Annotated in this window: 19 protein-coding genes and 1 pseudogene; 6 read left to right on the top strand and 14 right to left on the bottom strand. The window is 65.7% G+C overall.

What is annotated here, in order from left to right:
- Nucleotides 1–37 precede the first annotated feature (37 nt).
- The 4 genes from FG99_RS02300 to FG99_RS02285 form a co-directional block, all read right to left on the bottom strand.
- Nucleotides 38–991: a FecR domain-containing protein gene (locus tag FG99_RS02300; protein ID WP_043267032.1), complete on the bottom strand. Its 954-nt coding sequence runs from the start codon at nucleotides 989–991 to the stop codon at nucleotides 38–40.
- Nucleotides 988–1482, bottom strand: a complete 495-nt coding sequence (locus tag FG99_RS02295) for a sigma-70 family RNA polymerase sigma factor (protein WP_043267030.1) — start codon at nucleotides 1480–1482, stop codon at nucleotides 988–990. The genes FG99_RS02300 and FG99_RS02295 overlap by 4 nt, the downstream gene beginning before the upstream one ends.
- Before the next feature lie 126 nt (nucleotides 1483–1608).
- Nucleotides 1609–2088 (bottom strand): hypothetical protein, encoded by a 480-nt coding sequence (locus FG99_RS02290; RefSeq protein WP_043267028.1) that lies wholly within the window; start codon nucleotides 2086–2088, stop codon nucleotides 1609–1611.
- 284 nt (nucleotides 2089–2372) lie between these two features.
- Nucleotides 2373–3344: an alpha/beta hydrolase gene (locus FG99_RS02285; protein WP_043267026.1), complete on the bottom strand. Its 972-nt coding sequence runs from the start codon at nucleotides 3342–3344 to the stop codon at nucleotides 2373–2375.
- A gap of 76 nt (nucleotides 3345–3420) precedes the next feature.
- Between FG99_RS02285 and FG99_RS02280 the strand changes: the two genes are divergently transcribed.
- Both FG99_RS02280 and FG99_RS33140 read left to right on the top strand, forming a co-directional pair.
- Entirely contained in the window at nucleotides 3421–4065 is a 645-nt protein-coding gene (locus FG99_RS02280; RefSeq protein ID WP_070065493.1) for a TetR/AcrR family transcriptional regulator, read from the top strand.
- A 47-nt stretch (nucleotides 4066–4112) separates the two neighbouring features.
- Nucleotides 4113–4403 (top strand): annotated as a pseudogene (locus FG99_RS33140) (hypothetical protein); the annotation flags it as partial.
- Here FG99_RS33140 and ykgO read toward each other — a convergent pair.
- Together ykgO and FG99_RS02270 are read right to left on the bottom strand one after the other, a co-directional pair.
- The gene (ykgO, locus tag FG99_RS02275; protein ID WP_009619020.1) at nucleotides 4360–4509 is read right to left on the bottom strand and encodes a type B 50S ribosomal protein L36; all 150 of its coding nucleotides are present in this window, start codon (nucleotides 4507–4509) and stop codon (nucleotides 4360–4362) included. The pseudogene FG99_RS33140 and the gene ykgO overlap by 44 nt on opposite strands.
- Nucleotides 4509–4772 carry a type B 50S ribosomal protein L31 gene (locus FG99_RS02270; protein WP_009619021.1) on the bottom strand — a complete coding sequence of 88 codons (264 nt, stop codon included), beginning with the start codon at nucleotides 4770–4772 and terminating at the stop codon, nucleotides 4509–4511. Before FG99_RS02270 ends, ykgO begins: the two co-directional genes overlap by 1 nt.
- A 498-nt stretch (nucleotides 4773–5270) precedes the next feature.
- Here FG99_RS02270 and FG99_RS02265 point away from each other — a divergent pair, with 498 nt between their 5' ends.
- Together FG99_RS02265 and FG99_RS02260 are read left to right on the top strand one after the other, a co-directional pair.
- Nucleotides 5271–7037 (top strand): FAD-dependent monooxygenase, encoded by a 1767-nt coding sequence (locus FG99_RS02265; RefSeq protein ID WP_043267022.1) that lies wholly within the window; start codon nucleotides 5271–5273, stop codon nucleotides 7035–7037.
- A 463-nt stretch (nucleotides 7038–7500) separates the two neighbouring features.
- Entirely contained in the window at nucleotides 7501–10311 is a 2811-nt protein-coding gene (locus FG99_RS02260) for a TrlF family AAA-like ATPase (RefSeq protein ID WP_043267020.1), read from the top strand.
- Between the two features lie 592 nt (nucleotides 10312–10903).
- Here the strand turns inward: FG99_RS02260 and FG99_RS02255 are convergent.
- From FG99_RS02255 to FG99_RS02230, 7 genes are all read right to left on the bottom strand, one after another.
- The gene (locus FG99_RS02255; protein ID WP_009619027.1) at nucleotides 10904–11146 is read right to left on the bottom strand and encodes an HP1242/YdcH family protein; all 243 of its coding nucleotides are present in this window, start codon (nucleotides 11144–11146) and stop codon (nucleotides 10904–10906) included.
- Between the two features lie 724 nt (nucleotides 11147–11870).
- On the bottom strand, nucleotides 11871–12110 hold the full coding sequence (locus FG99_RS30990; RefSeq protein WP_058489046.1) for a hypothetical protein: 240 nt from the start codon (nucleotides 12108–12110) through the stop codon (nucleotides 11871–11873).
- Between the two features lie 356 nt (nucleotides 12111–12466).
- Nucleotides 12467–14077 (bottom strand): FMN-binding glutamate synthase family protein, encoded by a 1611-nt coding sequence (locus FG99_RS02250; protein WP_043267018.1) that lies wholly within the window; start codon nucleotides 14075–14077, stop codon nucleotides 12467–12469.
- Between the two features lie 286 nt (nucleotides 14078–14363).
- Complete coding sequence (locus FG99_RS02245; protein ID WP_043267016.1) at nucleotides 14364–15635, bottom strand: carbohydrate porin; 1272 nt, start codon at nucleotides 15633–15635, stop codon at nucleotides 14364–14366.
- An 83-nt stretch (nucleotides 15636–15718) separates the two neighbouring features.
- Nucleotides 15719–18136 (bottom strand): glucose/quinate/shikimate family membrane-bound PQQ-dependent dehydrogenase, encoded by a 2418-nt coding sequence (locus tag FG99_RS02240; RefSeq protein ID WP_043267014.1) that lies wholly within the window; start codon nucleotides 18134–18136, stop codon nucleotides 15719–15721.
- A 102-nt stretch (nucleotides 18137–18238) separates the two neighbouring features.
- The gene (locus FG99_RS02235; RefSeq protein ID WP_043267012.1) at nucleotides 18239–19618 is read right to left on the bottom strand and encodes an L-serine ammonia-lyase; all 1380 of its coding nucleotides are present in this window, start codon (nucleotides 19616–19618) and stop codon (nucleotides 18239–18241) included.
- Between the two features lie 427 nt (nucleotides 19619–20045).
- Nucleotides 20046–20831: a helix-turn-helix transcriptional regulator gene (locus tag FG99_RS02230; protein ID WP_009619040.1), complete on the bottom strand. Its 786-nt coding sequence runs from the start codon at nucleotides 20829–20831 to the stop codon at nucleotides 20046–20048.
- Nucleotides 20832–21025: 194 nt separating this feature from the next.
- Between FG99_RS02230 and FG99_RS02225 the strand changes: the two genes are divergently transcribed.
- Together FG99_RS02225 and FG99_RS02220 are read left to right on the top strand one after the other, a co-directional pair.
- The gene (locus FG99_RS02225; RefSeq protein ID WP_009619041.1) at nucleotides 21026–21847 is read left to right on the top strand and encodes a carbon-nitrogen hydrolase family protein; all 822 of its coding nucleotides are present in this window, start codon (nucleotides 21026–21028) and stop codon (nucleotides 21845–21847) included.
- Between the two features lie 153 nt (nucleotides 21848–22000).
- Entirely contained in the window at nucleotides 22001–23323 is a 1323-nt protein-coding gene (locus tag FG99_RS02220) for an APC family permease (protein WP_043267009.1), read from the top strand.
- 1 nt (nucleotide 23324) lies between these two features.
- On the opposite strand, the gene FG99_RS02215 is transcribed toward FG99_RS02220, so the two are convergent.
- Nucleotides 23325–24734, bottom strand: coding sequence for an MFS transporter (locus FG99_RS02215; protein ID WP_043267007.1), 1410 nt, complete (start codon nucleotides 24732–24734; stop codon nucleotides 23325–23327).
- Nucleotides 24735–24824: the final 90 nt, after the last annotated feature.

Here is a 24824-nt window from a genome sequence, read left to right as displayed (position 1 = left end):
AAAGGACTGATGGCGGGAAAAAAGAGGCCAACATTTTTCAGCGCTTGCTGATGCTGATCCAGTAACGCGTGCGGTAGCTGACATCCACCGGCAGGGTGGCGGGCAGGGCGGCGAGGATCGCGTCGGTGTTGTCCAGCTGGAAGCCGCCGCTGATGCGCAGGCGCGCCGCCTCGTTGTCGCAACGCAGCCAGCCGTTGCGATAGCGCCCCAGTTCGCGGAGGAAGTCGCCCAGCGGCATGTCGTCGGCCACCAATTGGCCTTGGGTCCAGAGCAGGCTGTCTGCCTGGGCGGGGCGCGGCTTTTCCACGGCCCGTTCGCTGAACAGCACTTGGCTGCCCGCTTCGACGACCTGCCCGTCGCCTTGCCGCGGCATGACCAGCACCTTGCCCTGCAGTACCTGCAGTTGCGTCAGGCCGTCGAGCTGGCGGACGCTGAAGCGCGTGCCCAGCGCCTGCAGCAGGCCTTGTTCGGTGGCGACGCGCAAGGGGCGATGCGTCGGGCTTTGGCTGTCCGCGCCGCTCTCGACGAGGATTTCCCCGCGCAGCAGATGGATGAGGCGTTGCTCGTCGCTGAAGTCGAGGTCCACGGCGGTATCGGTGTTCAGGTCCAGCAGGCTGCCGTCGGCCAGGCGCAGGTGCTGGCGTTCGCCCACGGCCGTCTGGTAGTCCGCGGTCCAGCGCGTCCACGGGGCCTGGCGGTAGCCGAGGTAGCCGACCGGCAATAGCGCGGCCAGCACCAGCAGTTTTTTCATCGCCTGGCGCCGTTCGCGGTTGAGCGTGCCCATGGCCAGGTCGCGCGGCAGCAGGCCGAGGCGTTCCTGCACCCGTTGCACACGCTGCCAGGCTCGCTCGTGTTCCGGGTCGGCCGCGCGCCAGCGCCTGCAGGCCTGCTGCTGGCCGTTGTCCGCCGCGCCTTCGTGCAGGCGCATCAGCCAGTGCGCCGCCTGGCGGGCCACTTCGGGGCGGATCGGCGCGCCATTGTCGCCGCTCATCCCAGGTCGTCCTCGAACAGGATGCAGGCCTCGAAGGCGCTGACCATGTGGCGCTTCACGGTGCGTTCGCTGATGCCGAGCTGCTGGGCGATCTGGGCGTAGGTGAGGCCGTCGAGCTGGGACAGCAGGAAGACGCTGCGCACCATGGGTTTGAAGCGGTCGAGGAGGGCGTCGAGCTGCTGCAGGGTTTCGCGCATCAGCCAGAGGTCCTCGGCGGACAGCGCGAAGGCCTCGGGCACGCGGGCGAGCACATCGAGGTAGGCCTGTTCCAGGGAGTGGCGGCGGAAGTGGTCGTACACCAGGCGCCGACCGACCGTGGCCAGGTAGGCCCGCGGGCGTTGCAGGTCGAGGGCATCGCCGGTCTTGCGCTGGGCCTGGAGCAGGCGCAGGAAGGTGTCCTGGGCCAGGTCGGCCGCCTGGCTGGTGCAGCCCAGGCGACGGTACAGCCAACCCTTCAGCCAGCTGTTGTGCTCCATGTACAACAGCCCCATCTGATCCTTGCTCAAACCGACTCCCCCCACCCGGAAGTCGCGAACAATAATTGATAATTATTCTCACTTCAATGGGCGGCTGTCGGCTCGGCGTGCGGGCCTGTCTGGGGGGATCGCCGATGTCCTTTAAGCGCTTGCGCTCTTCTTCTGCAGGATCACCGACGCTTCGTTATAGGCACGCTGGAAGGCGTCGCTTTCGAGCCAGGTCAATGCCGTGTCTTCGTCTTCGCCGTGGAAGATCGCGCGATAGACGATCAGCAGGCCCATGATGAAATCGGTCGCAGCCTCTTCCGGCTCCTCGGCGACCACCAGCTGCAGCACCGGGTATTGCAGGAACACCAGGCACATGGCGAGCAGGCTGATGTCTTCTGCGTCTCTCATGGCCTGGAACAGATCGTCGAAATATGCCGGGTCGAAGCCGTTCTCCTTGATGTCCTCCAAGTCGAAGGCGTCCGGGTCGAAATCGAAGTCCTCGAACGGATCGTTGACCAGCAGATCGGTCAGAAGCGAATGGATGTCATGGGCTTTCGATTTGGCCATGCGGTTCTGCTTGGCCTTGGCTTTGGCCCGTCGGGCACGCTTCTTCTGTTTGTCAGGGGAGGCCATGGAGGCGGATTCCTTCTTGGCTGGGTTCTATCGTCGAATTTGGCGACTCAGAGCCCCCGAACCAGATCGGGGCTCGGACACAACGCACATTTTCACTTCTGGCCGTTCTCTGCCGGTCGTGACTGGCAGAACACGAAGGGACAAGGAGCGCCGGCAATGGCGTAGCCTACCTGGGATCGCGGCCTGGGTGGCGAACCAGACAAGAGCGAATGCATGAAGCTACTCAAGTACGCATGACTCCGGCCTGGCTCCGAACCCGTTCTTCGGCGTCTGTTCGCTGGCGCTCATCGCCCCGCAGGCAACCCGCTTGCCTGCCTGGCGAGGGTCCGTTCCACGAATGCCACGATCGCTTCGTTCATCTGCCCCAGGCCAGGCTCTTCCAGCGGATAGTGCCCGGCGTTGTCCAGCATCCGGGTCGTCACCTCGACGCGGCCGAGGCGCTGCAGGAAGGGTTGGCTGAGGGCGAGCGGGGTCCAGCGGTCGGCCGCTGGCTGTGTCAGCAGGACCGGGCACACGTCGAAGGCCTCCGGCTCGATGGCCGGTACATAGCCCATGTAGGCGCTGAGGAAGCGCAGGCTGGCCCAGTTGCCGGCCGAGGTGGGGTCCTTCAGGCAGGCCTTCAGCGCGGCGCGGTCGTTGACCAGCGTGTGCATCTTGCTGGCCAGCCACATCGGCATCTTCAGTCCGGCCAGTGGCGTGCGCGCCAAGGCGTGGATCATCGGAACGCCCAGTCGGCCCATCAGCGGGGTGAGCGCGGTCTGTTCGCGCACCCGCGGGACGCGCTGGTCGAGGAAGGTCATGCCGATGATGCCGGACACGTGCCCGTTCAGCGCGGCGGCGTGGTAGGTGAGCATGCCGCCCGCGCTCAGGCCGTAGAGGAAGATCGGCCGGGGATCACGGAAGCGCTCATGGTCGATGAAGGCGCTGGCGAGCTCCACCCAGGTGTCGTAGCGGACTTTCGCGCCGGCGGCGACCTTCGTTTCGCCGTAGCCGGGCATGTCGATGGCCACGGTTTCCAGCCCCTGCCGGAACAACGGCAAGCCGGCGATGGTGGACATCTGCCGGCCGTTGGTGCCGACGCCGTGGAAGAGGATGACCCTGGCCGCAGCCGCAGGATTGGCATAGCGGTCCAGATGCACCTGGTGGCCGCGCCAGGGCCAGTATTCTTCCTGCGGCGCGTTCGTGCTGTCGATGCGGTACTCGGGCGGCAGGAAGGCCTGGATCGCCTGCCATTGGGTCTGTTCTGCGTAGCTCATCGACGTCCTCGCACTGGACAAGAGAGGGTGGGTAAACCTATAAAGATGACATTTGTCACTTTCAAGAACATAACATATGTCTGATTTTCCGGATGTGCAAGCGCCGTTGCCGTCACCCAAGGGTAAGAGGGCGGGCCGGCTGCCCCAGCAGGAGCGTTCGCAGACGCGCATCGCCAAGGTGCTGGAGGCGGCGGAGCGGTTGCTGGGGGAGGTCGGGCCCGATGCGGCGTCGATCCCTGAAATCTCCAAGCTGTCGGGGGTACCGCGGGCGAGCATCTACCAGTTCTTTCCCGACAAGTACGTGCTCTTCGCCCACCTGGCGCGGCTGCAGATGGAGCGCATCGGTGCGCTGATAGTCGACCTGCAGCCGCTGGCGGACGAGGGCTGGAAAGGCGCGATCCACCGCATCGTCCGCGGCGTGGCCGAGTACTACAACACCCACCCGGCAGCCGCGGCGTTGCTGATGCGCGGCAACTTCACCCCCACCGACCGCAAGGCCCACGAGGAAAAGGACGCGATGATCGGCAACCTCCTGCGTGGCTACCTGCAGGCCCAGGGCGTGCTCGCCGGCCTGCCGCAGCAGCCGGACGCGGCGACGCTGTCGGTGGAGATCGCCTTCGCCTGCATGAAATACGGCTATCTGGCCCAAGGGCACATCAGCGAGGCGATCTGCGACGAGGCCGCCGCCGCCGCGATCGTCTATCTGTCGCGCTGGGAGTAGCGACAGCGGCGGGAGAGTGATGTCGCAGTGTCCCGTCCTCTCGATGACGGAAAACGACCATCGAGCCCGGCGGCGTGCTCGGGCGGGGGCACGGCCACAAGGACAGGCCGGGCACTGTCTACATCCTGCAGGGAATCATCACCGACCATCGCAACGGCGTCGCCACGGACTACGGGCCGGGCGTGGGCTGGCCCGAGGACAGGAACACCACGTACTGGCTGGAGAACACCAACTGCCGCGCGCCGGCGAGAGCGGCCAGCCCCGCCATTGCAGCGGGCGCTGGCCGGCAGGGGTTCAACGCCGGACCTTCGGCTTCGGCCGGCCCTGTACGCACTTGAAGCGCGGGTTGGACTTGCAGATCACGTACAGCCGGCCGCGCCGTTTCACCACCTGGCAATCGCGGTGGCGCAGCTTGGCCTTCTTCAGCGAGGCAAGGACTTTCATCACGCCCCCTTGTTGCCGACGAACCCGGCAAAGCGCTTGTTGAAGCCGGCCACGCGGCCCTCGGCCTTGGTCTTGCGCTGCTCGCCGGTGTAGACCGGGTGCGAGGCGCTCGATACGTCCAGGGTCATGTAGGGGTAGGTGTTGCCGTCGACGTAGGTGTGGGTCTTGTCCGTCTGCGCGGTGGAGCGGATCAGGTAGAACACGTCGGCGGCCGTGTCGTGGAACAGCACGGGGCGGTATTCGGGGTGGATGCCTGGTTTCATGGTGCCTCCTTTATGCAATGTAATAATATTACATTTAGGCGAGAAGGATTAGCAATACCGCATGTCCGGTGGCTCAAGGTCGGGCCTTTCAGAGAGGAGGAGGGCGGCAGCACGGACGTGCCTGCCCTTGTTGCACGTGTCTCCAACGATCAACGCGCGGGTGCGTTTGAATGCACCCGTGCTTGCCGCCGTCCAGCGTTCACAGGATGGAACGCTGAAGGCCATTTGGTGCGACTACCGGCAACATCGTTGCGGAATTACCGTGACTGCCGTCGGCTACGTCGAGAGCGCTGGAGGCCCCGGCCCCGGGCCGTTTCAGCTTCGACACCGGGACCGGCACGCGTCGCTCCCGGTCCGCATTCCCTTCGTATTTGCCGGCAGCCAGGGCAGGCGGCACGGGTTCGGCTTGTCCGCGCCCCGTGAATTGGGCCCAGGCCCGTGCGCCCGTCCTGGCGGGCACCTTTCCGATTTCAAGAACAAGAGTACGGAGTCACGCTCATGAACCCGCAAAACACCTCCCACGTCATCGAAGTCCCCGTCCTGATCGTCGGTGGCGGCCCCTCCGGCCTGACGGCTTCGCTGCTACTGTCGCGCTATGGCATCCGCAACCTGCTGGTCAACAAGTACCGCTGGACCGCCAACAGCCCGCGTGCGCACATCACCAACCAGCGCACCATGGAGGTGTTCCGCGACGCGGGCGTCGAGGCGCAGGTGGTGGCCGCCGCCAGCCCCCACGAGCTGATGGCCAACAACGTCTGGGCCACCAGCTTCAGCGGCCAGGAACTGGGCCGCCTGCTCACCTGGGGCAACGCCATCGAGCGCAAGTCCGACTACGAGCTGGCCAGCCCCTCGGCCATGTGCAACATCCCCCAGCACCTGATGGAGCCGATCCTCGCCAACGAGGCCCTGCGCGCGGGCAGCGAGATGCGCTTCAACAACGAGCTGCTGGACTTCACCCAGGACGGGGAGGGCGTCACCGCGCGCATTCTCGACCGCGGCACCGGGCGCGAATTCACCGTGCGCGCCCAGTACATGATCGGCGCCGACGGCGCCCGCAGCCGGGTGATGGAACTGCTCGGCATCCCCCTGGAAGGCGAGATGGGCCTGGGCTGCGCGGTGAACGTCTGGCTGCGCGCCGACCTGCGCCGCTACTGCGAGAGCCGCCCGGGCGTGCTCTACTGGATGGTCCAGCCGGGCAACGACTACTGGGTCGGCAGCGGCACCTTCATCTGCGTCCGCCCGTGGAACGAATGGGTGATGCTGTTCATGTACGACCCCGCCCAGGGCGAGCCGGACCTCAGCGAGGCCGCGGTGATCGAGCGGGCGCGGCGGGTGATCGGCGATGCCGACATCCCGGTGGAGATCCTGGCCACCAGCAAGTGGCAGATCAACCACGTGGTCGCCCAGCGCTATGCCGAGGGCCGGGTGTTCTGCTGCGGCGACGCCGTGCACCGCCACCCGCCGGCCAACGGCCTGGGCACCAACACCTCGGTGCAGGACGCCTACAACCTGGCCTGGAAACTGGCCCTGGTGCTCAAGGGCCAGGCCGGCCCCGGGCTGCTGGACAGCTACTGCGCCGAGCGCCAGCCCGTCGGCCGCCAGGTGGTGGACCGGGCCATGGAAAGTGTGCGCAACATGCTGCCGATCTCCAACGCCCTGGGCTTCAAGCCGGGCCAGAGCGAGGCCGAGGGCTGGAACAGCCTGCACGAACTGAGCGCCGACAGCCCGCTGGGCCGCGAACGCCGCGCCGCCCTGGAAAAGGCCATCCAGCTGCAGCACTACCAGTTCAGCTGCCACGGCGTGGAACTGGGGCAGCGCTATCGCAGTGGCGCGGTACTCGCCGACGGCAGCGAAGAACCGGCCTACACCCGCGACCGCGAACTCTACTACCACCCCACCACCTGGCCCGGCGCCCACCTGCCGCACGCCTGGCTGCACGACACCGCTGGGCGCAAGCTGTCCACCCTCGACCTCTGCGGCCAGGGCCGCCTGACCCTGCTCACCGGCCACGGCGGCGATGCCTGGTGCCGAGCTGCCGAGACGCTGGGGCGCGAGCTGGGTATCGACCTGGCGGTGCGCCGTATCGGCCTCGGTCTCGATTACGAAGACAGCTATGGCGACTGGGCGCGGCTGCGGGAGATCGACGAGGATGGATGCCTGCTGGTGCGGCCGGATCAGCATGTGGCTTGGCGTTTGCAGGGTGCGGCGGCTGATGCTGAGGCAGTGTTGCTAGGGGCGGTCAGGGCGGTGTTGGCGCGGGACTGAGGCTTCGTCCCACGTTCTGCGGGATAGCGGCCCAGGGAAGGGCCGCTGTGGTTAGTTGGCGAGTTGCTTGGTTTTTATTCGAGGGCAGAAAAGTAGATCTCTCTATTTCCCAGACTGTTTTTGACCGATAACTGCTTTTGGCGATGGGGTTGCTTCCGACCCAGGCTGTGTGAAAACCTCCGGATCGGTCCAGTTGGTTAAAAAACAACCTCGATTTCGCGTTTCTATGCGGGTTCTGGGTTGCTGAATAGCCAAGCCTTTTCAGATTTCACGTAGGAACGCGCTCTTCGAAGAGCCGCTCAGGTTTTCGCACAGCCTGGACCTATTGCTGCCCTTGGGAGAGAGCAGCTAGCGAAGAAGCTTGACTACCCTCGGCCATCACGACCATCTGCCTATTGCAGATGGTCGTGATGGCCTTTTAGGCTGCCTTTTCCCGCACCCCAGTAATTTCTAGAGATCCGCGATGGGCCAGTACCAAGGAATGCGATGGTTCAAAGCTGACTTTCAGGTTCAGACACCTGAAGACAGCAAGCACTGGAGCGACACAGACCTCCGACTAGGCAACCCTCGCAGACCAAAGGCCGAGGGTGTCTACGATGAGCGCGAAATCAGCAGCAAGGCGCAGGCTTTCCTCAGAAGGTGCCATGAGCTCGAGCTACAGATTATTGGCATCACTGACCACAACTTTTCTGGTCAGACTGACCCCAGAGATTGGTTTCTGACTCATCTGATTGAGCAGAACAAGTCAATCGCCGCAGAGCTGGGGCGCGAGGCGATTCACATCCTGCCCGGCTTTGAAGTTGATATCGGCTATCACGTGCTTTGCCTGTTCGAACCCGCCAAGAAATCCAGCGACCTTGAGCGTGTGAACAAAGTGCTCATTCAGCTGGGCCTGCCAGAGTCGCAACGGTTTGAAAGAGGTTTGCCGACGCCACTGAGACGTGAAGACTCTCCAATCAGCTTGGCGAAGTTGTTGAAAATCGTACAGGACGACAATGGCGGCATCGTGATTGCAGCCCACGCTGATCAAGAGGACGGCCTGCTTCAGCGCCCCAACTACCGCCAGGATTACCAACTGCCAGGTCTGTTGGCACTGGAGGTTACTCAGTACCCACCGGGGCAGAAGATCTCGGACATCTTGACTGGCAAAAATAGAGACTGGGCTCGCCCTGGAAAGCAGCCGGCCTACGTGCAGTCCTCAGACGCAAAGTCGCTGAAAGTGGATGAGCACGGTAACCCTAAGCCCAACTCTTTGGGCTACCGCCACACCTGGGTCAAATGCTCGCGTCCGTCCATCGCTGCGCTCAAGCAGGCCTTCCTCGATTCCGACTCGAGGATCAGCTTGGAGAAGAAGAGCCCCGGCGAGAGCGAGACTTTTCCGCGGATCGTCTCGATAACGGTGAAAGGGCTAAAGTACCTAGAAGACCAGACAGTCAACTTTTCGCGCAACCTCAATACACTAATTGGCGCTCGTGGTACCGGGAAATCGACGATTCTAGAGCTCTTGCGCATCATGTTTGCACGAGACGAGACGGACGCCATTTCTGAAAAAGCGAAGTTCAAGGCAGAGCGAGCAAAACAGACCTTCACTACTGACACTGAGATTCTGGTCGAGTGGGAAGGTATTCCGGGCCAGGTTGACGTGCTGCGCTATTCGCCCAGCGATGACCTGTCGCTGATAGTAGGGACTGCATACGATCTCTCAGCGTACCTGCGCCATCTGCCGATTCAGTTTTACAGCCAGCAACAGTTGAGTGAGCTCACCGCACCAGGCGGGCAATCTCAGTTGCTGGAACTGATCGACGAGATATGCGCAGCTGAGCTCGAAAAGCTTCAAGGCGAGGAACGTACAGTTGCTGCTGACATCAAGCGACTGTTCGCCGCACAGGATCAGATGCGCGCTATCGAGCATGAACTTGACGGCCTGAAGCAAGAGCTCGTCGAGATTGATCGACAATGGCAAGCCCGCAAGGAGGTTCAGGGTGAGGCGGCAGCCTACCAGCGCGCGACCCACGCTAAGCGCTACTTCCAAAATCTATGTGATAGTTTCGAAAAAGATGTCATTGCAGTCGAGAAAGCCCTGGAAAGTTTCACTTCTGCGGAAGGCTCCCCAGCTGCAGTTACTGAGGCCTGGCCACATTCTGGCTGGTTCACCGAGCAGACAGCCAAGGTAGCTACACACCGAGCGACCTATCAACAGAAACTGGATACGCTGCTCACCGAGATGCGGAACGATTTCGCCACTCTGTTCTCCGAGAACCCGCAATGGTGCGAGATATCTGCGGACCTGGACGCTGCTCATTCCAAATTCATCACGGCATGCGCGGCAAAAGGAGTTCAGCCTAGTGATGTCAGTCGCCTTCAGGATCTGGATCGAACCAGGCAAGCCAAGCAACGAAGCGTGGAAGATAAGGAGCTGCAGTGGAAGGCGCTGGAGAAGACTCCCGAGGAATTGGAACAATCGCTGAGTCGGCTTTTTGGGATCTGGGCGGAGCAGTGCAGGCTGCGCCAGCAGGCCGCATTGGATATCACGGAGAAAACTAAAAAGACCATTCGCGTCACCATCACCCCCATGGCCAATAGATTGGCGTTCATGTTGTTCTGGGGGACTTTGGAGCCCGACCGCCGATCGCGGGTTGGAAGAGAGTGGGACGGGATCGGCGAGTACTTGTTCAGTGGTTTCCTTGCCTCTTCTCCTCCTCAGAAGCCCAGTCCCTGGGAGTACATCGATTGGGTGATGGAGGATACCTCTAGGTTGCCGAGCATCCTGCAGCAATTCAAAACAGATCTACCCGCTTACCTGGCAACTGTTCAGGAAAAATGGCGCACGCTGCGTGTATCACGAGTGCCAGATCTGATCGACATCGAGCTCTACCGGCAAGATCACACCCTCATTGGCAGCGTTGAGGGCAACCAGTTGTCCGAAGGGCAGCGCAACACCGCAATTCTCAATCTGTTGCTGGTCCGAGGGGACGGCCCAATAGTCATCGATCAACCGGAAGACGAGGTCGACACCAGCTTCATCTACAAGGATCTGGTTCCGCTGCTGAGGCAGTCCAAAACCCAGCGCCAGCTCATTCTGGCAACCCATAACGCCAACCTACCAGTCAACGCGGACAGCGAATTTGTCTACGCGCTGATATCCGAAGGTGGGAAGGGTCGAGTCTTGGCGCAAGGAGGCACGGATCTCAAGCAGACCGCTGCGGCAATCCTCGACATAATGGAAGGGTCGGAGGAAGCATTTAAGAGGCGATTCGAGAAGTACCACTTCTAAGAGTCCACGAAACGGGACGGCGGTTGAGGTGGTGGCCAGGGCCGCTTAGCAGCTCTGCCTACCGGACGGGCGATACCGTGTTTTTCGATTCGCTAACTCCGCTTCGAGAAGTACAACCCCATGCTGAATGCATGAGCGAAAGTCTGTCTCTGGCCGTAGATCTCTTTTGGGGAGTGGCAGTTACTGGCCGAAAGCTGCCGCTCAACATGTCGAAATCAACGAGCCAGAAAGCCACGAACCCAGTTTTGGAGCCTGCGAAAACTCGAGCAACAGGACGCACTGGGCTGTTCTGTCATAGTGGTTTCAAGGGTTCGATTTTCTACACATGAAAGGTTTGCTTCCGGCTGTGGATTCAACCGGTGGTTCGGCTACTACGTGGTGACCTGGTATCCGAAGAAGACGAGGCAGGGGACCTTGGCAGGATCAATTCAACGGCGTTGTGCCGCAGGTAGGGCAGGGGCTGAAATGATGAAACCCCAGCTAGTAGCAGGGGTTTCATTATCGGTGAATTGTTGCGGTAGTCGGGGCCCGTGGTCGTTGGCTTGATTCAACGGCTTTGCATCGAAGGCCGGGATCTATGCCTCGGGGCTAGTCAACCGCCGCAGCCATGTCCGCATTGGCAGCCATCTTTCTTGCGCAGAATTTCGTAGAGATCGTCCTTGAGCTGCAGCTTCTGCTTCTTCAGCGACTCGATGGTGTCGTGGGTTGCGGGAGTGATGCCCGCTTCCATGTTCTTGATCTCCTGGTCGAGCTCGTTGTGGCTATGGAAGAGCTTTGCAAAGTGCGGATCCTCGGTCTTGAGGCGAGAAATCTTTTCGCGGAACTCGGGAAACATGAGGGTTCTCCAGGGGAGTGAAAAAGGCACTTTGCGGGATTCGAACCTGGCCAGTGTTGAGGTAGATCACTGAAGACGCCACACGAAAGGGCTTGTCCGCTCCTGGCGGATAACCATCCCCTTACGGCAATCTTCGGCCCACCGCTACCGCCGAAAAGCTCACCCTCATACTGACCGGCGACTGGAACCGCCTGACCCTGGGCGGCGGTGCCAGCTGGAACTCCAGCAACTCGCTGTACTTCAGCCGCTACAACAGCCGAGTGGGGCAGGACGACTACACCGTGGTCAACCTGATGGCGCGCTACCAGCTCACCGTCCAGCTTCTGGTCTTCCTGGTTTGGGAGGTCGACACACAAGCTGGTGCAGTAATGCGGCTTTTTGTACGCGCCCGGGATTCGCGCGCAGGGCGCGCTCCTACAAGAGGCTCGGTGTGTGGCCGCCCGTAGGAGTGGATCTCATCCGCGAATCGCGCCGGTGAGTCCGGCTATCGCGGACAAGGTCCGCTCGGTCTCAGGACGCACGGCTTCTCGTAGGAGCGAGCTTCAGCAAACACTGGACCTCGTAGGATGGGTTGAGCGAAGCGATACCCATCGCCATGACCGCATGGGTTTCGCAAACTCAACCCATCCTACGAAGAGCGCCTCGGCGCAGTCAGCACGACAGTTGCGCCTACGGGATTGAAGCGCCACCCACTCCTGGCGGATAGCGCTTCACGTCACGCCCCTTACGCCCGGCCGCGTTCCTCAGCGGCGGCATACAACCGCTCGGCATCGGCCGCCAGGTACTCCAGCGCGCAGAAGGCGCCGTCCAGCACATCCTCGGCGGGCGAACCCAGGTCCGGCGCGCCGGCCAGCAGGCGCAGCAGATTGACCAAGGCCGATTGGCGGGATTGGGCAGCGTCGTAAAGCTCCGACGGGGCGGTGTTCTTGAGAGGGTGGGGTAGAACAGCGGATGCGATATGCATGGGAAAATCTCCGAGTAGGCTGGTTTTCCGCGCCCTGACGCCAATCAGGGTGGGCGGACCGTGCAGGTTGGCGTACCGGACTCGGACCGGCGCATCCGAAGATGCCCCACACGGCCCTCCCATAACGCGGGTGCAGCCGTGCCAGGCGCAGGACAAAGTCTCCTGCGCCTACCGAGTACGGGACGCCAATCCCGTACCGCCCAGGTTGGGCGGCGAGGCAACGTTAGGGAGTTGCCGCGGGGCTGTCAATCGGACGGAACAGGGCGGCGGCTGGGGCGAGAATTTTGGATAGGCAATCTGCTCCTGGCCAATAGCTACCGGCCACCGACCTGTTCGCTCTGCCGATCTCCTCAGGATCAGGCCCCATTGGCCTCGAAGCTGTCACTGCGCGCCATGCGCCACATGCGCTCGTAGAACTCCCCTTCGATATTGCCGCTTAGCAGTTCGCCCGGCTTGAGGAAGTAGTGCAGGTGGGCGAACAGGCGGATTTCGCTGGACGACACTCGGCGCACCAGGTGTTTGGCTTCCACTTCCGAGGGGTGGCGCAGGCCGGCGGCGGCGAGCATTTCGGCCAGGGCTTTCAGGGTGTTGCGGTGGAAGTTGTAGACGCGTTCGGCCTTGTCCGGCACCACCAGGGCGCGTTGCCGCAGTGGGTCCTGGGTGGCTACGCCGGTGGGGCATTTGTTGGTGTGGCAGCTCTGGCTCTGGATGCAGCCGATGGCGAACATGAAGCCGCGGGCGGAGTTGGCCCAGTCGGCGCCCATGGCCAGTACGCTGGCGATGTCGAAGGCGCTGACCACCTTGCCGCTGGCGCCGACGCGGATCTTGTCGCGCAGGTTCAGGCCGACCAGGGTGTTGTGCACGAACAGCAGGCCTTCGCGCATCGGCAGGCCCATGTGGTCGACGAATTCCACCGGGGCGGCGCCGGTGCCGCCTTCCTTGCCGTCGACCACGATGAAGTCGGGGAGGATGCCGGTTTCGTGCATGGCCTTGGCGATGCCCATGAATTCCCAGGGGTGGCCGATGCACAGCTTGAAGCCCACCGGCTTGCCGCCGGAGAGTTCGCGCAGGCGGACGATGAAGTCGAGCAGTTCCCTGGGCGTGCTGAATTCGCTGTGGCTGGACGGCGACACGCAGTCCTGGCCCATGGGCACGCCGCGGGTGGCGGCGATTTCGGCGGTGAGCTTCTCTTTCGGCAGGATGCCGCCGTGGCCGGGCTTGGCGCCCTGGCTGAGCTTGATTTCGATCATCTTCACCTGCGGGCTGGCGGCCTGGGCGGCGAAGCGCTCGGCGTCGAAGCGGCCGTCGTCGCCGCGGCAGCCGAAGTAGCCGCTGCCCAGTTCCCAAGTCAGGTCGCCGCCGTACTCGCGGTGGTAGGGGCTGATGCTGCCTTCGCCGGTGTCGTGGATGAAGTTGCCCATGCGCGCGCCCTTGTTCAGCGCGCGGATGGCGTTGGCGCTGAGGGCGCCGAAGCTCATGGCGGAGATGTTGAACACCGAGATGGAGTAGGGCTGCTTGCACTCGGGCCCGCCGACCATCACGCGGAAGGTGCTGGGGTCGGCCAGCGGCGCCGGGCGGATGGAGTGGGCGATGAATTCGAAGCCGGACTCGTAGACGTCGATGAGGGTGCCGAACGGCTTGTCGGCGGTTTCCTGCTTGGCGCGGGCGTACACCAGGCCGCGCTGGGCGCGGGAGAAGGGCAGGGCCTCGCGGTCGCCTTCGAGCAGGTACTGGCGGATTTCCGGGCGGATGCCTTCGACCAGGTAGCGGATGTTGCCGAGGATGGGGTAGTTGCGTCTTACCGCGTGGGGCGCCTGCAGCAAGTCGAACACACCCAGCAGGCTGAGGGCGAGGGTCACCAGGGTGAAGGGCCAGACCCAGTCGTGCCCGAGGAAGGGCAGGCTGAACAGGGTGAAGAGCACACAAGCGGCGAAGAAGGCGTAACGGCTTAGCAGCGACAGGTTCATGGAATCTCCAGTCGTCGGGCTTGATCACGGGGGTGGGCTGCCGGCATGGCGCAGCGGACCGCCATTGAGCATGGCAGGCGTTGCGCCGCTGTGCTCGGGCGAAGGTCAATGGGCTGGGCGTTGCGGGCGGATTCTTATGCTGTGGAAGGCTTGCGAGGCCGAACTTAGCCCGAAGCGGGGAAAAAAGAAAGCAAGCTAACGATATTTTCTGTCGCTGAGAAAGCTTGTGGCGCGAACTGCAATATTGGCGCGCCGGCCGCCGTTCGCTAGCGGCCGGCGCTGCGGCTCAGAGCGTGGCCTTGACCTGCAGGCCGAAGACCAGGGCGTTGTCGATGCTTTGCCCGGAGAAGGCGCCTGGCTCGATCACGTATTGCACGTCCGGGCGCAGCAGCAGCCAGGGCGTGGCCTGGAAGCCGTAGCTCAGTTCGACCAGGCGTTCGGCGTTGTCCAGCTCGGGGTAGGCTTGGCCGTTGGCCAGGGCGTTGTCTTCCTGCACTTCGCGGCTGCGCGGGTTGGGCACGGCGCGGCCGAAGCCCAGGGCGAGGGTGTCGCGCGGGCGGCTGGCGAAGGGCTGGTAGAGCACCACGCCTGCGCTGTACCACTTGCTGAAGGGCGAGGCCGCCGAGCTGGCCACCGAGGCCTGGCCGAAGAGGTGCAGGCTCTGCCCCGGGCGACCCGGCGTGTGCCACACGGCCTGGTCGGCGAGCAGATAGTGGCCGCCGCGCCCGGCGACCTTCTCGTCGCTGCCGATGCGCTGGGCGTCGGAGCTGTCGTAGTACCAGCCCAGCTTGTACTCGCCGGGCAGTTCGTCGAGGCGCTTGTAGACCAGTTCGACGGGCACCACGGTGCCGGTGCTGTGCTTGGGCGTGAGGTGCCAGGCGCGGCTGGAGTTGCCGTTGCTCTCGGGGTCGACGTCGAAGGCCGCCACGCGCAGCTGCCAGGCCGGCGAGAAGCTGTATTTCAGGCGCACGCCCAGGTGGGCGTTGGGGTAGTTGCTCCAGCCGCTGCCGCCGGACATGTTCAGCGGGTGGCCGCAGAAGCCGGCGTTCATGAAGTTGCAGAGGATGCCGCTGTCCAGGCCGCCGAGGTCGTTGCCCATGGCCATGTAGCCGAGCTTCACGTCCAGCGCCGGGGTGAACAGGCTGCGCTCGTAGCTCAGTTCGGTGAGGCGGGTGTAGAGGCCGCCGTAGTTTTCCTGCACCGGCAGGCGGTTGCCGACCAGGTCGCCGGAGCCGTCGTTGCCGCGGCGGTCGTTCACGGTCAGTTGCACCAGGCCGCCGTTGTCCAGGCCGTAGAGCTTGCTCAGGTCGAAGCGCACGCCGAGCTTGAGGTTCTGCGAGTAGCGCGCCGAGCGCTTGAGGCCGCCGTCGGCGTTGTACACAGTCTCGCCGCTGTATTCGCCGGTGAAGCGGATGCCCTGGTCGTCCAGTTCGTGGCGCAGGCCGCCCCAGTCGCCGCTCAGCGTCGAGCGTTCGAGTGGGTCGTCGGCCAGCGCCAGGGACGGGGTGAGGCAGGCGGCGCCCAGCAGCAGGCGCAGGGAGGTGGAGGGGAATCGCATGACGGGACACTTACCGGATGAGGGGAGACGCGGCCCTGGGCCGCGCCGGAAGAAGGCGCCCGCCGGAGTGGCGGGCGCGTGGTTCAGGGCAGGGCGTAGGCCAGCACGTAGTCGCCGCGGTCCGGCGACTGGCGGGCGCCGCCGGCGGTGACCACGATGTACTGCTTGCCGGTCTTGGGCGAGACGTAGGTCATCGGGCCGCCCTGGCTGCCCACGGGCAGGCGGGCCTTCCAGATTTCCTTGCCGTTGCCGCTGTCGTAGGCGCGCAGGTAGAAGTCCTGGGTGCCGGCGATGAACACCAGGCCGCCCTGGGTGGACAGGGTGCCGCCGAGGGTCGGCAGGCCGATGGGGATCGGCAGGTGCATGCGGATGCCCAGCGGGCCGGTGTCCTCGACCGTGCCCACCGGCACCTGCCAGGCGACCTTGCGGGTCTTCAGGTCGATGGCGCTGAGGGTGCCGAAGGGCGGCGCCTGGCAGGGGATGCCGGCCACCGAGAGGAAGCGGTTCTTGTTCACCGCGTAGGGCGTGCCCTTGAGCGGCACCGCGCCCATGCCTGTGTTCAGCGCCTCGCCGCCGGAAGCGGCCTGGCCCTTGTTGGCCGAGGGGACCATCTGCACCCACAGGCCCAGGCGCATGTCGTTGACGAAGATGAAGCCGTGCACCGGGTCGGTGGAGATGCTGCCCCAGTTCATGCCGCCTAGGGAGCCGGGGAAGCTCAGCGAGAGGTCGGTGCCCGGCGCGGTGTAGAGGCCGTCGTAGCGCATCTTCTTGAAGTCGATGCGGCACAGCAGCTGGTCATAGGGCGTGGCGCCCCACATGTCCGACTCGGTGAGGGTCTGCGCGCCTATCTGCGGCATGCCCACCGACTTGGGCTGCGTCGGCGAGTAGGGCTCGTTGGGGATGTTGGCGGCTTTCACCGGCACTTCGTCGACCTGGGTCAACGGTTTGCCGGTGGCGCGGTCGAGCACGTAGATCTGCCCGGCCTTGGTGCCGATCACCACGGCCGGCACGCGCTTGCCGTCGGCCACGGGGAAGTCCACCAGGCTCGGCTGCATGGGCAGGTCGAAGTCCCAGAGGTCGTTGTGCACGGTCTGGAACACCCACTTCTCGGCGCCGGTGGTGGCGTCCACGGCGAGGATCGAGGCGCCGTAGGTGTGGTCGAGCTTGGTGCGCTCCACGCCGTAGATGTCGGTGGAGGAGCTGCCCATGGGCAGGAACACGGTGTTCATCGCCGCGTCGTAGGACATCGGCGCCCAGCTGTTGGGGGTGCTGCGCACGTAGGTGCTGCCCGGCGCCGGGGCCTGCTTGTCCTGCGGGTTGCCCGGGTCGAAGGCCCAGCGCATCTGCCCGCTGATGACGTCGAAGCCGCGGATCACGCCGCCGGGCATGTCGGTCTGGACGTTGTCCGCCACGCGCCCGCCGACCACTACGGTGGTGCCGGCCATCAGCGGCGCGGAGCTGAGCTGGTAGTAGGAGTCGGGCACGTCGCCCAGGCCGGCCTTGAGGTCCACCTGGCCGTTGTTGCCGAAGCCCTGGCAGAAGGCGCCGGTGTCGGCGTCCACGGCGATCAGGCGGGCGTCGATGGTGTTGGTCAGCAGGCGGCGCTGGCAGTTGGCGCCGGCCGGCACGCTGACGGCGGTGACCGGCGTGCTGTTGGGCTGGGTGGGTTGGACGACGGCCTTGGTCGCGTCGAAGTAGGCCAGGCCGCGGCAGCGCTGCCAGACCTTGGATTGTGCGTTGATCTGGTTCTTCCACAGCTGCTTGCCGGTGTCGGCGTCCAGCGCGATCAGGTCGTTGTGCGGGGTGCAGATGAACACCTTGTCGCCGACCTGCAGCGGGGTGAGCTGGTCCTCGGCGCCGTTGCCGTCGCTCTCGGCCACGTCACCGGTGTGGTAGGTCCAGGCCACCTTGAGCTTGTCGACATTGCCACGGTTGATCTGGTCCAGCGCGGCGAAGCGGCTGCCGCCCTCGGTGTTGCCGTAGTGGGCCCAGTCCTTCTGCGCGTGGGCCGGGTCCACCGGCGTCAGCCCCGGGCCGTCGCCTGTGGGGGCGACGCTGGGGTGGGCGACGAACATGTTGCCGGCGGCCACCGCCAGCAGCACGGCGAGCACCGCGGCCACGCCATAGGCGCCACGCCCGCCGACGCCGCCGGAGGCGCGCAGCAGCATGGGGTAGACCAGCGCCACCGCCAGGCCGATGGCGCCGAACATGAACAGCCGCGAGAACAGCGGCCAGAAAGCCAGCCCGGCGTCGGCCAGGGCCCAGAGGGCGGTGCCCGCCAGGAAGGCGGCGAACAGCCAGGCGCCGGCCGGCTTGCGCAGCGCCAGCAGGACGCCGGACAGGGCCATGGCCAGGCCGCCGATGAGGAAGTACCAGGAACCGCCCAGGCTGGCCAGGCGGGCGCCGCCGGCGGCCAGGGCGAGGCCGAGGAGGGCGATGACCACCCCCAGGCCGACCAGAATGAAGGTGCTGGCGCCAGAGGCGCGCTGTGCTTGTCTCATGCCGGGAATCTCGCAGTGTGGGAGTGCGAATTATACCCTTAGCAAGCTAATTAACTAGGTGGTTAATGGTGTTTTGTCCGATTTCCGACCAGGCGGTCGTGCTCAGCAGGCGATCACGTTCACCGCCAGGCCGCCCTTCGAGGTCTCCTTGTACTTGTCCATCATGTCGCGGCCGGTGTCGCGCAGGGTGTCGATGGCCTTGTCCAGCGACACCAGGTGCTGGCCGTCGCCGCGCAGGGCCAGTTGGGCGGCGTTGATGGCCTTGAGCGAGGCCATGGCGTTGCGCTCGATGCAGGGTACCTGGACCAGCCCTGCGACCGGGTCGCAGGTCAGCCCGAGGTTGTGTTCCAGGCCGATTTCGGCGGCGTTCTCCACCTGTTCCAGGCTGCCGCCCAGCACTTCGGCCAGGCCCGCCGCGGCCATGGCGCAGGCCGAGCCGACCTCGCCCTGGCAGCCCACCTCGGCGCCGGAGATGGAGGCGTTGAGCTTGCACAGGATGCCGACGGCGGCGGCCGTCAGCAGGTAGCGCTCGATGGCGTCCATGGGCGCGTCGGCCTGGTAGTGGGCGTAGTAGTGCAGCACCGCCGGGACTATGCCGGCTGCGCCGTTGGTGGGGGCTGTCACCACGCGGCCGCCGGCGGCGTTCTCCTCGTTCACCGCCAGGGCCCAGAGGTCCACCCAGTCCATGGCGCCCAGGGTGCTGGCGATCAGGTTGCCGCTGCCGGCCTCGTTCAGGCGGCGGTAGAGCATGGGCGCGCGGCGGCGCACCTTGAGGCCGCCGGGCAGGGTGCCCTCGGTCTCCAGGCCGCGGCGCACGCAGGCCTGCATTTCCGCCCAGATGTGCGCAAGGCCGGCGTGGATCTGTTCTTCGCTGCGCAGGCTCAGCTCGTTGGCCCACATCAGGTCGCTGATGCGCCGGAAGCCGTGGGCATGGCACAGCCGCAGCAGTTCCTCGGCGCTGTGGAAGGGGTAGGGCATGGGGTTGTCGGGCAGGGCGCGGTCGGTGTTGAAGTCGGCCTCGTCGACCACGAAGCCGCCACCCACCGAGTAGCAGGTGCGCTCGGCCAGCAGGTGGCCGGCGGCGTCCAGGGCGCGCAGGCGCATGCCGTTGGGGTGGGCTGGCAGGCTGCCGTCGTGGAACACCAGGTCGCGGCCGGGGCTGAAGTCGATGACGTGCTCGCCGTCCAGGGCCAGACTGTGTTCGGCGAAGATGGCGTCCACCAGCGGCGCCAGGGCGGCGGGGTCGGCGTCCGCCGGGTCGATGCCGAGCAGGCCGATCAGGCAGGCGCGGTCGGTGGCGTGGCCCTTGCCGGTGGCGCTGAGCGAGCCGTAGAGGTTCACCTCCACGCGCGTTACGCGGGTCAGCAGGTCGGCCGCGCGCAGGCGCTCGACGAACTCGCGGGTGGCGCGCATGGGGCCGACGGTGTGCGAGCTGGACGGGCCGACGCCGGGCTTGAACATGTCGAAGACGCTGAGGGTCATGGTTGTGGTCCTCCTTTGTTCAAGCATGGACCTGTTTGGGGGGATGGTCGATTGGGGCTGGTTGGTGGTTTTGGTGTGTTGGGTTCAAGAGCGGCCCCCCCCCCACCCCCCCCCCCGGGGGGGGGGGGGGGGGGGGGGGGGGGGGGGCGGAGTACGGGGCTGGCAGTGGAGTGTCGGCGAAGTCCATTGCCCCCCCCCCCCCCCCCCCCCCCGGGGGGGGGGGGGGGGGGGGGGGGGGGGGGGCGGAGTACGGGGCTGGCAGTGGAGTGTCGGCGAAGTCCATTGCCCTCACCCCAGCCCTCTCCCGGAGGGAGAGGGAGCCGTTCGGCGTGGACGGATAACGCCGCGTCAGCCGGCAGGTAGTAGGGCGCATAACCGTTCGCGGTTATCCGCCGCCGGCCTATGCACCGAAGCCCGGCGACGCCCCTTACCCCTGCGCCTGCAGGAACAACGAAAACAACTCCGACTGCGACTTGATCCCCAGCTTGCTGTACATGTGCTTGCGGTGCACCTTCACCGTCTCCGCCGAGATCGCCAGCTTGCGGGCTATCTCCTTGCTGGAGCAGCCGCTGAGCATCAGCCGGCCCACTTCCAGCTCGCGCGCCGTCAGCGGGGTTTCCAGGCGTTCCACGGTTTCTTCCAGGCGGCTCTGCCAGCGGGGCGCCGGTGGGGTGGCCTGTTCCAGCAGTTCGCGTTCGAAGGCCATGCGCTGGCGCATCAGGCCGGCCACCCAGGGGCGCAGCAGGTCGAGCAGGGCGGCCTGTTCGGCGCTGAAGCGGCCCTTGCTGCCCAGGGACAGGCACAGGGTGCGCTCGGCGTCGAGCTGCACGTTGAACTGCACCTCGTCGGCCACCACGTTGAGGCGGAAGTAGCGCTGGTAGTAGTCGGTCTGCTCGAAGCATTCCGGGGCCACGTCGGCCAGGCGCAGCAGGCCGCTGCCCGGGGCCTCGCGGCTGGCGATGTAGAAGGGGTCGAGCAGGTACAGGCCCTTGAGGTAGTCCTGGAACAGCGGGTCGGGGCCGCCGTCCTCGCCCGGGCATTCGGCGAACACCTGCGGGCGGCCGTTGCTGAAGAGCAGCGCCACCCAGCTGTCGAATGGCACATACTCGTTCAGCAGGCGCACCAGGGCGAGCCAGAAGTTGGGCTTGTCCAGCGTCTCGATCAGTTGCCCGACCGAGCGGTGCCAGGCGATGTCCTGCAGCGTAAGGTTCATGCCTCTACCCCTGTTGGGTTACCACGTGGGCGTAATTACCCGGGCGCGATGGCGAACTGCATACTCGGTGAATGCCTTGCACCGGCCCGGCGCGCATTCTGACCCTTTTGCGCCGGGCGGTCATGCTTCCCGCCAGGATGGCCGATCCACCCCGCGCGGCGAACGAGCCCGCAACAAGAACGACAGGAGCTGCAATGAAGGTCGAACTCGTCCAACTGGCCGGCCGCGACGGCGACACCGCCTACAACCTCGGGCGTACCCTGGCGGCGATCCGCGCCTGCGCCGCGGATACCGACCTGGTGGTGTTCCCCGAGACCCAGCTGATGGGCTTCCCCACCGAGGACAACGTCGCCCGCCTGGCCGAGCCGCTGGACGGCCCCAGCGTGCGCGCCGTGCAGCAGGCCGCGCGGGAGCGCGACGTGGCCGTGGTGGTGGGCATCGCCGAGGCCGGCGACGACGGCCGCTTCTACAACACCACGCTGCTGGTCACCCCCGAGGGCATCGCCCTGAAGTACCGCAAGACCCACCTGTGGGCCTCCGACCGCGGCATCTTCACCCCCGGCGACCGCTACGCCACCGCGCTGTTCAAGGGCGTGCGGGTGGGCATCCTGATCTGCTTCGACATCGAGTTCCCGGAAAGCGCCCGCGCCCTCGGCCAACTGGGCGCCGAGCTGATCCTGGTGACCAACGGCAACATGGACCCCTACGGCCCCACCCACCGCACCGCGATCACCGGCCGGGCCATGGAGAACCAGGCCTACGCGGTGATGGTGAACCGCGTCGGCGAAGGCGACGGCGGTCTGGTGTTCGCCGGCGGCAGCGCGGTGGTCGACCCCTTCGGCCAACTGCTCTGCGAGGCCGGCCGCGAGGAATGCCGGATGCGCGTGGAACTGGACCTGGCGCGCCTGCAGCAGGCGCGCCGCGACTACAGCTACATCGCCGAGCGCCGCTTCGTGCTGCCCGGCGAGACGCGCGAGCACGCCGACGGCCTGCGCGAGCTGCTGATTCCGGGCTGAGCCCCGGAAGGCGCAGGGCCGCGCCAACGATCCAGCCAAGAAGTACCGGCGGGAGCGTCCCTCCCGCCAGGCGGCTCCCGGGTGAGGGGCGCCGCCTTTGCACGCGTCGATTTCGACTCTGCCATAACAAACACAACTCGGAGTAAGCACTCAATGGCTCGACTCAAGCGCACCCTCTCGCTGGGTTCGGTGGTGCTGTTCGGCATCGCCTACATGACCCCCATCATCGTCCTCGGCACCTTCGGCATCCTCGCCGACACCACCGGCGGCGTGGTGCCCGCGGCCTACCTCGTGGCCTCGGTGGCGATGCTCTTCACCGCCCTCAGCTACGGGCGCATGGCCGCCGCCTTCCCGGTGGCCGGCTCGGCCTACACCTACGTGCGCAAGTCCATCAGCCCCAAGCTGGGCTTCCTCGCCGGCTGGGGCGTGCTGCTGGACTACCTGTTCCTGCCCATGGCCATCTGGCTGATCGGCGCGGCCTACCTGCACTCGGCCTTCCCGGCGGTGCCCCAGGCGCTGTGGGTGCTGGCCTTCATCGGCGTGACCACCGGCATCAACGTCATCGGCCTGCGCCTGGCGAAGAACGTCAACAGCGTGCTGATGCTGGTGCAGTTCCTGGTGCTGGCGGCCTTCGTGCTGCTGGCGGTGCACTACGTGCTGGGTGACGCCAGCAAGCCGCTGTGGTCGCTGGAACCCTTCTTCAAGGAAGGCGTGCAACTGCCGCTGATCATGAGCGGCGCGGCCATCGCCTGCTATTCGTTCCTGGGCTTCGACGCGGTCAGCACCCTGACCGAGGAAACCCACGAGCCGCGCAAGAACATCCCGCGCGCCATCCTGCTGATCACCCTGATCGGCGGCTTTATCTTCATCGCCGCCAGCTACTTCGTGCAGCTCGCGCACCCGTCCACCGAGTTCCAGAACGCCGACTCGGCCGCCTACGAGATCGCCCGCAACATCGGTGGCGACCTCTTCGTCAGCCTCTTCCTCATCGGCCTGATCGTCGGCCAGTTCACCTCCGGCCTGTCGGCCCAGGCCAGCGCCTCGCGCCTGCTGTTCGCCATGGGCCGCGACGGCGTGCTGCCCAAGGCCTTCTTCGGCACCCTGAGCGAACGCTTCGGCACCCCGGTGGGCAGCATCGTGCTGTGCGGCGTGGTGGCCCTGCTGGCGCTGGAGATGGACGTGACCACCTCCACCTCGTTCATCAACTTCGGCGCCTTCCTGGCCTTCAGCCTGGTCAACCTGTCGGTGATCTTCCACTACTGGATCGCCCGCGGCGAACGCGGCCTGCGCGGCGCGGTGCTGTTCCTGGCCTTCCCGCTGATCGGCCTGGTCGCCGACTTGTGGCTGATGGCCAGCCTCGACCACCTGGCCATCTACCTGGGCCTGGCCTGGCTCACCGCCGGGGTGCTGTACCTGGCCGTGCTCACCGGCGGCTTCCGTCAGCAGCCGCCGGAGATGCACTTCGAGGAGGCCTGATTCAGGCCGGGTGCGGGCCGGCGGGCAACGGCCGGCCGCGCTCGGGAGCGTCGGGCTCCACCGCTGCGCCCGCGGCCAGTTCGCGGGCGTCGGCGCGTTCGGCGCTGGACAGCTCGCCGGCCCGGAAGCCGGTGATGCGCAGCAGCGCCAGGGTGCAGGTCAGCGAGACCAGGGCGTAGAGCCCCGAGGCGATGGCCACGCCGACGATGCTGCCGGTGCTGTTGAGTATCCACTGCGCCAGCACCGGCGTGCCGCCGCCCACCAGCAGCGAGCACAGCTGGTAGGCCAGCGACAGCCCGGTGTAGCGCACCCGCGCGGGGAAGGCGCGGGCGAGGATGCCGCCCACCGCGCCGTAGAACATCGCATGGGGCACCGTGGCCAGGCACATGCCCACGGCGGCGATCCAGTAGACCTTGGTTTCCACGGCGAAGAACATCGCCGGCATCAGGATGAACTCCGGCAGCACCATCAGGCACGCCGCCTTGCGCATGTCGATGCGCGAGGCCAGCAGCGCGCCGAACGGCTGGCTGAAGAACTGCACCACCAGGGCGATGACGATGATGCTGAGGAAGGTGCCCTGGCTGTAGCCGAGGGTCTTGGTGGCCCAGGACAGGGCGAAGGTGCTCTTGAAGTAGGTGACGTGGATGATCGGCAGCACCCCGGCGCCGAGCAGCACGATCAGCCAGTGCTCGCGCAGCACTTCCACCAGCGGCAGCTTCACGGTCTTCTTCTGTTGCAGCAGGCGCTTCATGTCCTCGGACTCTTCCAGCTTCAGGCGGATGACCATGCCGACGATCACCAGCGCCGCGGAGATCAGGAACGGGATGCGCCAGCCCCAGAGCATGAAGTCCGGCATGGGCAGGGCGCTGAGGGCGAAGAACACCAGGGTCGCCAGCAGGTTGCCGGTGGGCGAGCCCTGCTGGGCGAAGGCCGCGTAGAGGATGCCCTTGCCCTTGGGCGCGCTTTCGCTGGCGATGAGGATGGCGCCGCCCCATTCGCCGCCCACGGCGACGCCCTGGATCACCCGCAATGCCACCAGGGCGACGGGCGCCCACAGGCCGATCTGCGCGTAGACCGGCAGCAGGCCGATGCAGGTGGTGGCGATGCCCATCATGATCAGGGTGATCACCAGGGTGTTCTTGCGCCCGATCCGGTCGCCCAGGTGGCCGAAGATGATGCCGCCCAGCGGGCGGGCGACGAAGCCGGACCAGAGGGTGACGAAGGACAGCAGCGTGGCCAGGCCCGGGTCCATGTCCGGCGGGAAGAACACCTTGCCGAACACCAGGGCGGCGGCCAGGCCGTAGATGTAGAAGTCGTACCACTCGATGGTGGTGCCGATGAAGGAGGCGATGCCGGCCTTGCGGGCCTTGCGGTGCAGCGCTGCGTCTGCGGAGGAGGGCGTGCTGGGCATGGGCGGGTCCTGCTTATTGTTGTTGTTCTGGTCGCCGACGCGCAGGCCCCGCGCGCGCCCTCCGGGAGAGGGCGCGGGGTGGCGACTGGC

The sequence above is a fragment of the Pseudomonas sp. AAC genome, assembly GCF_000725445.1.
GTDB classification, from domain to species: domain Bacteria; phylum Pseudomonadota; class Gammaproteobacteria; order Pseudomonadales; family Pseudomonadaceae; genus Pseudomonas; species Pseudomonas citronellolis.
Note: the sequence above shows the minus strand (reverse complement) of the source record. Positions and strands in the feature narration are given on the sequence as shown.

Excerpts from the sequence above, each read along its gene's own strand:
- FG99_RS02220 (WP_043267009.1), top strand. The coding sequence starts at position 22,001 with ATGGCTCGACTCAAGCGCACCCTCTCGCTGGGTTCGGTGGTGCTGTTC.
- FG99_RS30990 (WP_058489046.1), bottom strand. The coding sequence starts at position 12,110 with ATGCATATCGCATCCGCTGTTCTACCCCACCCTCTCAAGAACACCGCC.
- FG99_RS02295 (WP_043267030.1), bottom strand. The coding sequence starts at position 1,482 with ATGGGGCTGTTGTACATGGAGCACAACAGCTGGCTGAAGGGTTGGCTG.
- FG99_RS02215 (WP_043267007.1), bottom strand. The coding sequence starts at position 24,734 with ATGCCCAGCACGCCCTCCTCCGCAGACGCAGCGCTGCACCGCAAGGCC.
- FG99_RS02235 (WP_043267012.1), bottom strand. The coding sequence starts at position 19,618 with ATGACCCTCAGCGTCTTCGACATGTTCAAGCCCGGCGTCGGCCCGTCC.
- FG99_RS02230 (WP_009619040.1), bottom strand. The coding sequence starts at position 20,831 with ATGAACCTTACGCTGCAGGACATCGCCTGGCACCGCTCGGTCGGGCAA.
- FG99_RS02265 (WP_043267022.1), top strand. The coding sequence starts at position 5,271 with ATGAACCCGCAAAACACCTCCCACGTCATCGAAGTCCCCGTCCTGATC.
- FG99_RS02240 (WP_043267014.1), bottom strand. The coding sequence starts at position 18,136 with ATGAGACAAGCACAGCGCGCCTCTGGCGCCAGCACCTTCATTCTGGTC.
- FG99_RS02270 (WP_009619021.1), bottom strand. The coding sequence starts at position 4,772 with ATGAAACCAGGCATCCACCCCGAATACCGCCCCGTGCTGTTCCACGAC.
- FG99_RS02300 (WP_043267032.1), bottom strand. The coding sequence starts at position 991 with ATGAGCGGCGACAATGGCGCGCCGATCCGCCCCGAAGTGGCCCGCCAG.
- FG99_RS02225 (WP_009619041.1), top strand. The coding sequence starts at position 21,026 with ATGAAGGTCGAACTCGTCCAACTGGCCGGCCGCGACGGCGACACCGCC.
- FG99_RS02245 (WP_043267016.1), bottom strand. The coding sequence starts at position 15,635 with ATGCGATTCCCCTCCACCTCCCTGCGCCTGCTGCTGGGCGCCGCCTGC.
- ykgO (WP_009619020.1), bottom strand. The coding sequence starts at position 4,509 with ATGAAAGTCCTTGCCTCGCTGAAGAAGGCCAAGCTGCGCCACCGCGAT.
- FG99_RS02280 (WP_070065493.1), top strand. The coding sequence starts at position 3,421 with ATGTCTGATTTTCCGGATGTGCAAGCGCCGTTGCCGTCACCCAAGGGT.
- FG99_RS02285 (WP_043267026.1), bottom strand. The coding sequence starts at position 3,344 with ATGAGCTACGCAGAACAGACCCAATGGCAGGCGATCCAGGCCTTCCTG.
- FG99_RS02290 (WP_043267028.1), bottom strand. The coding sequence starts at position 2,088 with ATGGCCTCCCCTGACAAACAGAAGAAGCGTGCCCGACGGGCCAAAGCC.
- FG99_RS02255 (WP_009619027.1), bottom strand. The coding sequence starts at position 11,146 with ATGTTTCCCGAGTTCCGCGAAAAGATTTCTCGCCTCAAGACCGAGGAT.
- FG99_RS02260 (WP_043267020.1), top strand. The coding sequence starts at position 7,501 with ATGGGCCAGTACCAAGGAATGCGATGGTTCAAAGCTGACTTTCAGGTT.
- FG99_RS02250 (WP_043267018.1), bottom strand. The coding sequence starts at position 14,077 with ATGAACCTGTCGCTGCTAAGCCGTTACGCCTTCTTCGCCGCTTGTGTG.